The organism is Streptococcus mitis, from assembly GCF_002096925.1.
In the GTDB taxonomy this organism is placed as follows: Bacteria; Bacillota; Bacilli; order Lactobacillales; family Streptococcaceae; genus Streptococcus; species Streptococcus mitis_AF.
Window position 1 is genome coordinate 19,389 of sequence record NZ_NCVN01000021.1, and the last position, 11,023, is coordinate 30,411.

An 11,023-nucleotide genomic window follows, 5' to 3' on the forward strand; every position below is an offset into this window, starting at 1 on the left:
TTGGCTCTATCTTTCCGATTTTGTAAAGACACCACGCTCTACTAAACTATCCATGAGAAAATAGAATTTTTCCTGATGAATGTGGTGGTCTTCTGATTTGAAAATATCAACTAGACGTAGCCCAAACTTATCAGTGATATTGATTTTAGCACCTGTAAGTTCCTTGTTAATGATGATTTTGAGTTGGAATCCTTCACCGCTGTTCGGAACTTTTTCCAAAAGTCGAGTCAATTCATAGTTACCAACCTTAGTCTCAAAAAAGGTGTTATCTTTGAGGGTGAATTTTTTAACAGAAGGGCTAAGAGTGTAGTCGTAACGACAATTTTTTAACTGAATGGTTTTTTCAAATGCCATATGGCTAACCTCCGATAATTTCTTTTAAGGTTTTTGCGAGGGTATGTAGGTCTTCAACAGTATTTTCTGGCGACAAACTGATACGAACGGATTCCTTCAAGCGTTCTGAATTTGCCCCGTACATGGCTTCAAGAACATGGCTGGATTGTACAATGCCTGCAGTACAGGCTGAACCAGTAGAGATAGAAATTCCAGCCAAATCTAGACGGAGGAGTAAGAGGTCATTTTTCTGACCAGGAAATCCAATATTGAGGACATAAGGGAGATGGTGTTCGCCTCTATTCAGGTAATACTGAACTCCCTCTAGCTCTGCCAGAAAGGCAGTTTCTAGATTTTGTACATGTTGAAAATGTTCTTCTTGCTGTTCTAGGTCCTCTTTTAGGGCCGCAAGCATGCCTACGATGGCAGCTAAATTTTCAGTTCCTGCACGTTTTTTCTGTTCTTGGTCTCCACCATGGAGATAGGAATCAAAGTCCATGCTAGATGCGTAGAGAAAGCCGATCCCCTTAGGACCATGGAATTTATGGGCTGAAGCAGTGAGAAAATCAATGCCCAATTCTTCGGGTTGAATTGGTATTTTACCAATAGCTTGAACTGCATCAACATGATAGGCAGCAGGGTGTTGCTTGAGTATTTGGCCAATTTCAGCAATGGGAAGTAGGTTTCCTGTCTCATTATTGGCAAACATGGTAGAAACCAAAATTGTATCATCACGTAAAGCTTTTTGAATTTGTTGGGCTGTGATTTCTTGATTTTCTGGTTGGATAATGGTTGCTTCAAAACCGAAGTGTTGAACCAAGTAATCAATGGTTTCAAGGACGGCATGGTGCTCAATGGCAGTTGTGATGATGTGTTTTCCTTGTTCTTGATGACGAAGGCAGTAGCCAATGATAGCAGTATTGTTGCCTTCAGTCCCACCAGAAGTGAAAAAGATATGTTGAGGTTTTGTTCCCAGTAACTGGGCTAGTTCCTGACGGGCTTCGCGTAAGAGCTTGCCAGCTTGACGGCCATGCCCATGAATACTAGAAGGATTTCCATGGGTTTCTTGCATAACCTTGGTCATAGCTGAAATAGCAACTGCTGACATGGGAGTCGTTGCAGCATTGTCCAAATAAATCAAAGAATCACCTTATTTCTTTTTGTTGTAGGCAAAGAGTGGGCTGACTGGTTTTCTTTCGTGGATACGGACGATGGCATCACCAATTAACTCACTAGCAGTGATGTAGCATACGTTTTTAGGAGTTTTTTCTTTTGTTGCTACTGAATCAGTCACAAGAATTTCCTTAATATTAGTATTGTCAAGAAGTTCAGCAGCTCCTTCAACGAAGAGACCATGACTAGAAACAGCATAAATTTCTGTAGCCCCTTCACGTTCAACGATTTTAGCAGCTTCAGAGAAGGTACGTCCTGTATTTAAAATATCGTCAATCAAGATGGCTTTTTTACCTTCAACATCACCGATGATATAACCTTCGTTGCGAGTTGCATCATCTTGAGGGTAATCGATAATGGCGATAGGAGCATCAAGATATTCAGCCAGGCTACGAGCACGTTTCACCCCTGAATTTTTAGGACTAACGACAACAACATCTGAACCAAGTAAGCCCTTATCGCAATAATGTTTTGCAAATAGAGGAACTGTGAAGAGGTTGTCAACAGGAATGTCAAAGAAGCCTTGAACCTGAACGGCATGCAAATCAAGCGTAAGGATACGATCGACACCAGCCTTAACCAGCATATTGGCAACTAGTTTAGCTGTAAGTGGCTCACGAGGTGAAGCAATACGGTCTTGACGTGCATAACCAAAATATGGAAGGACAACGTTGATACTGTGAGCACTTGCACGTACACAAGCGTCAACCATGATCAATAACTCCATTAGGTGGTTGTTAACAGGGAAACTTGTTGATTGGATGATGTACACATCATAGCCACGGACACTTTCTTCGATATTTACTTGGATTTCTCCGTCTGAAAATTGACGTGATGATAGTTTTCCAAGTGGGACACCAACAGCTTGAGCAATTTTTTGTGCAATCTCTTGGTTAGAGTTGAGTGCGAAAAGTTTCATATTTTTTCTATCTGACATTATAGACCGTCCTCTGTAAACTTTTTAAATCCTAGCTATATCTGCCTAGCCTATATGAACTGGGATTTTTGTATTTTATCTCTTATATTTTACCAAAAAATGGAGATTATTTCAGCTATTTTTCATGCTTTTGACAAATCGAACCAATTTTGAAGGAGCTTTTTGATAAGTAAGCTGATTTTCCTCTAAAAATTGCTGGAAATCTTGTTTCCCTTGCTCGTGATTCTCAACTTCAAGCTCTAATTCGTAATCTGTAATATCAAAGTACTGACTTTCATCCAGCGCCATGAGACCAATAGCTGTTTGCATTTCATAGCGAAGTGTCGTTAGACAACCAAGAATCTGCCATTTTTTACTTTGGATACCATGTTTAGCCAATTCTTCGAGCACCAGTCCCTGAGGAAGCTCTTCCTTGCTCAGATAATCTTCAGCATCTTTTAGTTGCAATTTTTGGTTGTATTCCATGTTTCCAACACTTTGTGGGACTTTGAGTGTCAATTCTGCCCAGTCTTCAAAGGTTCGAATGCGCATAGCGACTTTCTTTTCTCGTAGTTCAAAATTAGGCGTGTCTATGTAGTAATTTTTTTGAAGAACAGGAGTGACGTCTGTGAACTGCTCTTTTAGACGATCATATTCATCTTTTTTCAAGAGTGTTTTCAATTCAATTTCTAAATGTTTCATTTTTCTTACCTTTTCTTTATCGTTGAAAGCGGATTTATGGTATAATAAGCATTGTATTTATTGTATATTAATCTGGAGAAAAAATCAAAGATATTTTTGAAGGATAATATGAGAACAAGGGAGAATATATGACCTTAGAATGGGAAGAATTTCTAGATCCTTACATTCAAGCTGTTGGTGAGTTAAAGATTAAACTGCGTGGTATTCGTAAGCAATATCGTAAACAAAATAAGCATTCTCCGATTGAGTTTGTGACTGGTCGAGTTAAGCCGATTGAGAGCATCAAGGAAAAAATGGCTCGGCGTGGCATTACTTATGCGACATTAGAACACGATTTACAGGATATTGCTGGTTTACGTGTGATGGTTCAGTTTGTAGATGACGTTAAGGAAGTAGTGGAAATTTTGCACAAGCGTCAGGACATGCGAATCATACAGGAGCGAGATTACATTACTCATCGAAAGGCTTCAGGCTACCGTTCCTATCATGTGGTAGTAGAATATATGGTTGACACTATCAATGGAGCCAAGACCATTTTAGCAGAAATTCAAATTCGTACTTTGGCCATGAATTTCTGGGCAACGATAGAACATTCTCTCAACTACAAGTACCAAGGGGATTTCCCAGAGGAAATTAAAAAGAGACTGGAAATTACAGCCAAGATTGCTCATCAGTTGGATGAAGAAATGGGTAAAATACGTGATGATATCCAAGAAGCTCAGGCTCTTTTTGATCCTTTGAGTAGAAAATTAAATGACGGTGTAGGAAACAGTGACGATACAGATGAAGAATACAGGTAAACGAATTGACCTGATAGCCAATAGAAAACCGCAGAGTCAAAGGGTTTTGTATGAATTGCGAGATCGTTTGAAGAGAAATCAGTTTATACTCAATGATACCAATCCGGATATCGTTATTTCCATTGGTGGGGATGGCATGCTCTTGTCGGCCTTTCATAAGTACGAAAACCAGCTTGACAAGGTCCGCTTCATTGGTGTTCACACTGGACATTTGGGCTTCTATACGGACTACCGTGATTTTGAGTTGGACAAGCTAGTGACTAATTTGCAGCTAGATACCGGAGCAAGAGTCTCTTACCCTGTTCTGAATGTGAAGGTCTTTCTTGAAAATGGTGAAGTGAAGATTTTTAGAGCACTAAATGAAGCCAGTATCCGCAGGTCTGATCGAACCATGGTGGCGGATATTGTAATCAATGGTGTTCCCTTTGAACGTTTTCGTGGAGATGGGCTAACAGTTTCGACCCCGACTGGTAGTACAGCCTATAACAAGTCTCTCGGTGGAGCTGTTTTGCATCCTACCATTGAAGCTCTTCAGTTGACGGAAATTGCCAGCCTTAATAATCGTGTTTATCGAACGCTGGGTTCGTCCATTATTGTTCCTAAGAAGGATAAGATTGAACTCATTCCAACGAGAAACGATTACCATACCATTTCGGTTGACAATAGTGTGTATTCCTTCCGCAATATTGAGCGAATTGAGTATCAAATCGACCATCATAAGATTCACTTTGTCGCCTCACCGAGCCATACCAGTTTCTGGAATCGTGTTAAGGATGCTTTTATCGGCGAGGTGGATGAATGAGGTTTGAATTTATCGCAGATGAGCATGTCAAGGTTAAGACCTTCTTAAAAAAGCACGAGGTTTCTAAGGGGCTGCTAGCTAAGATTAAGTTTCGAGGCGGAGCTATTCTGGTCAATGATCAACCACAAAATGCGACGTATCTATTGGATATTGGAGACCGAGTTACCATTGATATTCCCGCTGAGGAAGGTTTTGAAACTCTCGAAGCTATCGAGAGACCATTAGATATTCTCTATGAGGATGACCATTTTCTGGTCTTAAATAAACCCTATGGAGTGGCTTCTATTCCTAGTGTTAATCACTCCAATACCATCGCTAATTTTATCAAGGGTTACTACGTCAAGCAAAATTACGAAAATCAGCAGGTTCACATTGTGACCAGACTTGATAGAGATACTTCTGGCTTGATGCTCTTTGCTAAGCACGGCTATGCCCACGCACGATTAGACAAGCAGTTGCAGAAGAAGTCCATTGAAAAACGCTACTTTGCTTTGGTTAAAGGTGATGGACACTTGGAGTCAGAGGGGGAAATTATTGCTCCGATTGCGCGTGATGAAGATTCCATTATTACCAGACGTGTAGCTAAAGGTGGAAAGTATGCTCATACTTCTTACAAGATTGTAGCATCTTATGGGAATATTCATTTGGTAGACATTCGCCTGCACACTGGTCGAACCCACCAAATCCGAGTCCATTTTTCTCATATTGGTTTTCCTTTGTTGGGAGATGACTTGTACGGTGGTAGTCTAGACGATGGAATTCAGCGCCAGGCCCTGCATTGCCATTACCTATCCTTTTATCATCCATTTTTAGAGCAAGACTTGCAGTTAGAAAGTCCCTTGCCGGATGATTTTAGCAACCTTATTACCCAGTTATCAACTAATACTCTATAAAAACTAATTCAGAGTATAATTATTATCTTAAAGGAGAAAACTCATGGAAGTTTTTGAAAGTCTCAAAGCCAACTTGGTTGGTAAAAATGCTCGTATCGTTCTCCCTGAAGGGGAAGAACCTCGTATTCTTCAAGCGACTAAACGCCTGGTAAAAGAAACAGAAGTGATTCCTGTTTTGCTTGGAAATCCTGAAAAAATTAAAATTTATCTTGAAATCGAAGGTATCGAAGATGGTTATGAAGTCATCGATCCTCAACATTATCCTCAATTTGAAGAAATGGTCGCTGCCTTGGTAGAGCGTCGCAAGGGCAAAATGTCTGAAGAAGATGCACGCAAGGTTTTGGTTGAAGATGTCAACTATTTTGGTGTTATGTTGGTTTACTTGGGCTTGGTTGATGGAATGGTGTCAGGTGCGATTCACTCAACTGCTTCAACAGTTCGTCCAGCCCTTCAAATCATCAAAACTCGTCCAAATGTAACTCGTACTTCAGGTGCCTTTCTCATGGTTCGTGGTACTGAACGTTACTTATTTGGAGACTGTGCCATCAACATCAATCCAGATGCAGAAGCCTTGGCTGAAATTGCCATCAACTCAGCAATCACAGCTAAGATGTTTGGCATCGAGCCTAAAATTGCTATGCTAAGCTATTCTACTAAAGGTTCAGGATTTGGAGAAAGCGTTGATAAGGTTGTTGAAGCAACTAAAATTGCTCACGACTTGCGTCCCGACCTTGAAATTGATGGTGAGTTGCAATTTGATGCGGCCTTTGTTCCAGAAACTGCAGCTCTGAAAGCTCCTGGAAGTACGGTAGCTGGTCAAGCAAATGTCTTCATCTTCCCAGGTATCGAGGCAGGAAATATCGGTTACAAGATGGCTGAACGTCTTGGTGGTTTTGCAGCTGTTGGCCCTGTTCTACAAGGTTTGAACAAGCCAGTTAACGACCTTTCTCGTGGATGTAATGCAGATGATGTTTACAAGTTAACCCTTATCACAGCAGCCCAGGCAGTTCATCAATAAGATTTAGTCCTCTTTCCCTTGGGAAGAGGTTTTTTATACTCAATGAAAATCAAAGAGCAAACTAGGAAACTAGCCGCAGGCTGTACTTGAGTACGGCAAGGCGACGTTGACGTGGTTTGAATTTGATTTTCGAAGAGTATTAATACTAGGAAAAAGACAGTTAGAGTCTTCTGTGTTATACTAGAGATATGTTAGATTTGAAAGAATACGGTATCGTTATGTGGCCGGTGGAGAAGATCATTTCTTTTCGTGAGAAACTTCTCACTTGGTATGATGAAAACAAAAGAGATTTACCATGGCGTAGGAGTAAGAATCCTTATCATATCTGGGTCTCTGAAATTATGCTTCAGCAGACCAGAGTGGATACAGTTATCCCTTACTACGAACGATTCTTGGACTGGTTTCCAACAGTAGAAAGCTTGGCGAATGCGCCTGAAGAGCGTTTGTTGAAGGCTTGGGAAGGTTTGGGTTATTATTCTCGAGTTCGTAATATGCAGGCTGCGGCTCAGCAGATTATGACAGACTTTGGTGGTCAATTCCCAAACACCTATGAAGGAATTTCCATCTTGAAAGGTATTGGACCTTACACAGCAGGAGCCATATCCAGTATTGCTTTTAATTTGCCTGAGCCGGCTGTAGATGGTAATGTTATGCGTGTTTTGGCGCGTCTATTTGAAGTCGACCACGATATTGGCATTCCAAGCAATCGAAAAATTTTTCAGGCAATGATGGAAATTTTAATTGACCCAGAAAGGCCTGGTGACTTTAATCAAGCCTTGATGGACTTGGGATCAGATATTGAGGCGCCTGTAAATCCCAGACCAGAAGAAAGCCCAGTTAAGGACTTTAGTGCGGCATATCAGAATGGCACAATGGACCGTTATCCAATTAAGGCTCCCAAGAAAAAGCCTGTTCCAATTTATCTTAAATCCTTGGTGGTCAAAAATACTCAGGGACAATTTTTACTTGAAAAAAATGAAAGCGAAAAGCTATTGGCAGGTTTTTGGCATTTTCCCTTGATAGAAGTTGATAACTTTTCGCAAGAAGAGCAGTTTGACCTCTTTCATCAGGTTACAGAAGAAAGTGTAAACTTTGGCCCCAGTCCAGAAGAGAGTTTCCAGCAGGACTATGACCTAGATGTTGATTGGCTTGATGTTTATTTTGAAATGGTTAAGCATGTCTTTAGTCATCGCAAGTGGCATGTTCAAATTGTAGCAGGTCAAGTGACTGACTTTCATAACTTTTCCGATAGGGAAGTTCGCTGGCTTTCACCAGAAGAGTTTAAGGATGTTCCACTTGCCAAACCCCAACAAAAAATCTGGCAGGCTTATGCACAAGCCAACTTAGACAGTAGCAAAGACTAGCTATTGTGTCTTCTTTTTATTTTTTTGGTATAATAGTAGAGAAAAAGGTGAACAAATGAAAAAAATATTAATTGTAGATGATGAAAAACCAATCTCGGATATTATCAAGTTTAATATGACCAAGGAAGGTTACGAGGTTGTAACTGCTTTTAATGGTCGTGAAGCGCTAGAGCAATATGAAGCAGAGCAACCAGATATTATTATTCTGGATTTGATGCTTCCAGAAATTGATGGTTTAGAAGTTGCGAAGACTATTCGCAAGACAAGTAGTGTACCTATTATCATGCTTTCTGCTAAAGACAGTGAATTTGATAAGGTTATCGGTTTAGAGCTTGGGGCGGATGACTATGTGACAAAACCCTTCTCAAATCGCGAGTTGCAGGCGCGTGTCAAAGCTCTTCTCCGTCGCACGGACTTGGTTTCTGTAGATAATCAAGAATCAGATGAAAAGAAAACTCAACCCTTGCAAATTGGGGACTTAGAGATTGTTCCAGATGCCTACGTGGCTAAAAAATATGGTGAAGAACTAGACTTAACCCACCGTGAATTTGAGCTCTTGTACCACTTGGCTTCTCATATTGGTCAAGTGATTACACGTGAACACTTGCTTGAAACGGTCTGGGGTTATGATTATTTCGGAGATGTTCGGACTGTTGACGTAACTATCAGACGTTTGCGTGAGAAGATTGAAGACACACCAAGTCGTCCAGAGTATATCCTAACACGTCGCGGTGTTGGTTATTATATGAGAAATAATGATTAAACTAATAAAAGACACAGTTTTAACAAGTGATTTTATCTTCATTTTAATTTTATTGGGTTTTATCTTGATTGTTACCTTGCTTTTGCTAGAAAATCGGCGAGATAATATTCGGTTGAAGCAAATTAATCAAAAAGTTAAAGACTTGATTGCAGGAGATTATTCTCAGGTATTGGATATGCAGGGAAGCTCTGAAATTACCAATATTACCAATAATCTCAATGATTTATCAGAAGTAATCCGTTTGACCCAAGAAAATCTTGAACAAGAGAGTAAACGATTACACAGTATCCTCTCTTACATGACGGATGGAGTCCTCGCGACCAATCGTCGTGGTAAGATTACTATGATTAATGACATGGCTAAGAAACAGCTAGGTGTTCAGAAGGAAGAGGTTCTCAATAAAAGTATTCTAGAATTGCTTCAGATTGAAGATGAGTATGAACTTCGTGATTTGATTACCCAAGTTCCTGAGCTTATGATTGATTCTCAGGATGACAATGGTGAATATCTGAGCCTTCGTGTACGTTTTGCCTTGGTGCGTCGTGAGTCTGGCTTTATTTCTGGTTTGGTTGCTGTTTTACACGATACGACGGAGCAGGAGAAGGAGGAGCGCGAACGGAGACTCTTTGTTTCCAACGTTAGTCATGAGTTACGGACGCCTCTGACTAGTGTAAAATCCTATCTTGAAGCCTTGGATGAGGGGGCCTTGTCAGAACCTGTCGCTCCAGACTTTATCAAGGTGTCTCTAGACGAAACCAACCGTATGATGCGGATGGTGACGGATCTCCTCCATCTTTCACGGATTGATAATGCGACCAGTCACCTAGATGTGGAACTGATTAACTTCACTGCCTTTATTACCTTTATTCTTAACCGTTTTGATAAGATGAGGGGACCAGACGAAGAGAAGAAATATGAATTGGTTAGAGATTATCCGATTACCTCTGTCTGGATTGAAATTGATACAGACAAGATGACGCAGGTGATTGATAATATTCTCAATAATGCCATTAAATATTCTCCAGATGGTGGAAAAATCACAGTGACCATGAAGACGACTGATGATCAGATGATTTTATCCATCTCAGACCAAGGATTGGGTATTCCTAAGCAGGATTTGCCACGTATCTTTGACCGTTTCTACCGTGTGGATCGTGCTAGAAGTCGTGCCCAAGGTGGAACAGGTTTGGGACTGTCTATTGCCAAAGAAATTATCAAACAACATAATGGTTTTATTTGGGCCAAGAGTATATATGGTAAGGGATCAACCTTTACCATTGTGCTCCCTTATGATAAGGATGCAGTGAAGGAAGAAGTATGGGAGGACGAAGTAGAAGACTAGAATGAGTGAAACAGGCTTTAAATACAGTATTTTAGCGTCGGGTTCCAGTGGAAATTCCTTTTATCTGGAAACCCCAAAAAAGAAACTTTTAGTGGATGCGGGCTTGTCGGGTAAGAAAATTACCAGCCTACTTGCTGAAATTAATCGCAAGCCAGAAGACTTGGATGCCATCTTGATTACCCATGAGCATTCAGATCATATCCATGGAGTAGGCGTTTTGGCTCGCAAGTATGGTATGGATCTTTATGCCAATGAAAAGACCTGGCAAGCTATGGAAAATAGTAAATATCTTGGCAAGGTGGATTCTTCGCAAAAGCATATCTTTGAGATGGGCAAAACCAAAACCTTTGGCGATATCGACATCGAGAGTTTTGGTGTAAGCCATGATGCAGTCGCACCGCAGTTTTATCGCTTTATGAAAGATGATAAAAGTTTTGTCCTTTTGACAGATACAGGTTATGTTAGTGACCGTATGGCGGGGATTGTCGAAAATGCGGACGGCTATCTTATCGAGTCCAACCATGATGTAGAGATTTTGCGAGCAGGTTCTTACGCTTGGCGACTCAAACAACGAATCCTATCGGATCTGGGTCACCTTTCTAACGAGGATGGTGCTGAAGCTATGATTCGGACGCTAGGAAATCGCACTAAGAAGATCTACCTTGGGCATTTATCTAAGGAGAATAATATCAAGGAGCTGGCTCACATGACCATGGTCAATCAGCTAGCACAAGCTGATCTGGGAGTCGGAGTAGACTTTAAGGTTTATGATACCTCACCGGATACCGCAACACCATTAACAGAGATATAAAAAAGAAGGCTAATGTACTGACCCCAAAAAGTTAGACAATTAATTTAAGCAAAGGATTTAGTTCTGTATTGTACAGGGCTAAGTCCTTTTAGTTTTACCTTAATTC

General features: G+C 40.7%; 12 protein-coding genes. 8 read left to right on the top strand and 4 right to left on the bottom strand.

Features of this window, described 5'->3' with window-relative positions:
• Positions 1-6 precede the first annotated feature (6 nt).
• From B7692_RS05330 to B7692_RS05345, 4 genes are all read right to left on the bottom strand, one after another.
• Positions 7-354, bottom strand: a complete 348-nt coding sequence (locus B7692_RS05330) for a DUF1831 domain-containing protein (RefSeq protein ID WP_000863540.1) — start codon at positions 352-354, stop codon at positions 7-9.
• A gap of 4 nt (positions 355-358) precedes the next feature.
• The gene (locus B7692_RS05335) at positions 359-1,474 is read right to left on the bottom strand and encodes a cysteine desulfurase family protein (protein ID WP_070527723.1); all 1,116 of its coding nucleotides are present in this window, start codon (positions 1,472-1,474) and stop codon (positions 359-361) included.
• Positions 1,475-1,483: 9 nt separating this feature from the next.
• Positions 1,484-2,443 carry a ribose-phosphate diphosphokinase gene (locus tag B7692_RS05340; protein ID WP_001283818.1) on the bottom strand — a complete coding sequence of 320 codons (960 nt, stop codon included), beginning with the start codon at positions 2,441-2,443 and terminating at the stop codon, positions 1,484-1,486.
• A 111-nt stretch (positions 2,444-2,554) separates the two neighbouring features.
• Positions 2,555-3,124 (bottom strand): CYTH domain-containing protein, encoded by a 570-nt coding sequence (locus B7692_RS05345; RefSeq protein WP_084930134.1) that lies wholly within the window; start codon positions 3,122-3,124, stop codon positions 2,555-2,557.
• A 128-nt stretch (positions 3,125-3,252) separates the two neighbouring features.
• Between B7692_RS05345 and yjbM the strand changes: the two genes are divergently transcribed.
• From yjbM to B7692_RS05390, 8 genes are all read left to right on the top strand, one after another.
• On the top strand, positions 3,253-3,924 hold the full coding sequence (gene yjbM / locus B7692_RS05350; RefSeq protein WP_000171680.1) for a GTP diphosphokinase: 672 nt from the start codon (positions 3,253-3,255) through the stop codon (positions 3,922-3,924).
• Positions 3,908-4,726, top strand: coding sequence for an NAD kinase (locus tag B7692_RS05355; RefSeq protein WP_049544217.1), 819 nt, complete (start codon positions 3,908-3,910; stop codon positions 4,724-4,726). Before yjbM ends, B7692_RS05355 begins: the two co-directional genes overlap by 17 nt.
• A complete protein-coding gene (locus tag B7692_RS05360; protein ID WP_084930135.1) occupies positions 4,723-5,619 on the top strand; it encodes an RluA family pseudouridine synthase in 897 nt (298 codons plus the stop codon). The genes B7692_RS05355 and B7692_RS05360 overlap by 4 nt, the downstream gene beginning before the upstream one ends.
• Before the next feature lie 43 nt (positions 5,620-5,662).
• Entirely contained in the window at positions 5,663-6,637 is a 975-nt protein-coding gene (pta, locus tag B7692_RS05365) for a phosphate acetyltransferase (protein WP_049544223.1), read from the top strand.
• Positions 6,638-6,825: 188 nt separating this feature from the next.
• Entirely contained in the window at positions 6,826-8,001 is a 1,176-nt protein-coding gene (gene mutY, locus B7692_RS05375; protein WP_084930136.1) for an A/G-specific adenine glycosylase, read from the top strand.
• 55 nt (positions 8,002-8,056) lie between these two features.
• Positions 8,057-8,764: a response regulator YycF gene (gene yycF, locus B7692_RS05380; RefSeq protein ID WP_000722078.1), complete on the top strand. Its 708-nt coding sequence runs from the start codon at positions 8,057-8,059 to the stop codon at positions 8,762-8,764.
• Positions 8,757-10,106 carry a cell wall metabolism sensor histidine kinase VicK gene (gene vicK / locus B7692_RS05385; protein WP_084930137.1) on the top strand — a complete coding sequence of 450 codons (1,350 nt, stop codon included), beginning with the start codon at positions 8,757-8,759 and terminating at the stop codon, positions 10,104-10,106. Before yycF ends, vicK begins: the two co-directional genes overlap by 8 nt.
• A 1-nt stretch (position 10,107) precedes the next feature.
• The gene (locus tag B7692_RS05390; protein ID WP_000004962.1) at positions 10,108-10,917 is read left to right on the top strand and encodes an MBL fold metallo-hydrolase; all 810 of its coding nucleotides are present in this window, start codon (positions 10,108-10,110) and stop codon (positions 10,915-10,917) included.
• The last annotated feature ends 106 nt before the right edge of the window (positions 10,918-11,023 follow it).

Coding starts and splice junctions, on each gene's coding strand:
- B7692_RS05330 (WP_000863540.1), bottom strand. CDS start 354: ATGGCATTTGAAAAAACCATTCAGTTAAAAAATTGTCGTTACGACTAC.
- B7692_RS05340 (WP_001283818.1), bottom strand. CDS start 2,443: ATGTCAGATAGAAAAAATATGAAACTTTTCGCACTCAACTCTAACCAA.
- B7692_RS05345 (WP_084930134.1), bottom strand. CDS start 3,124: ATGAAACATTTAGAAATTGAATTGAAAACACTCTTGAAAAAAGATGAA.
- yjbM (WP_000171680.1), top strand. CDS start 3,253: ATGACCTTAGAATGGGAAGAATTTCTAGATCCTTACATTCAAGCTGTT.
- B7692_RS05355 (WP_049544217.1), top strand. CDS start 3,908: ATGAAGAATACAGGTAAACGAATTGACCTGATAGCCAATAGAAAACCG.
- B7692_RS05360 (WP_084930135.1), top strand. CDS start 4,723: ATGAGGTTTGAATTTATCGCAGATGAGCATGTCAAGGTTAAGACCTTC.
- pta (WP_049544223.1), top strand. CDS start 5,663: ATGGAAGTTTTTGAAAGTCTCAAAGCCAACTTGGTTGGTAAAAATGCT.
- mutY (WP_084930136.1), top strand. CDS start 6,826: ATGTTAGATTTGAAAGAATACGGTATCGTTATGTGGCCGGTGGAGAAG.
- yycF (WP_000722078.1), top strand. CDS start 8,057: ATGAAAAAAATATTAATTGTAGATGATGAAAAACCAATCTCGGATATT.
- vicK (WP_084930137.1), top strand. CDS start 8,757: ATGATTAAACTAATAAAAGACACAGTTTTAACAAGTGATTTTATCTTC.
- B7692_RS05390 (WP_000004962.1), top strand. CDS start 10,108: ATGAGTGAAACAGGCTTTAAATACAGTATTTTAGCGTCGGGTTCCAGT.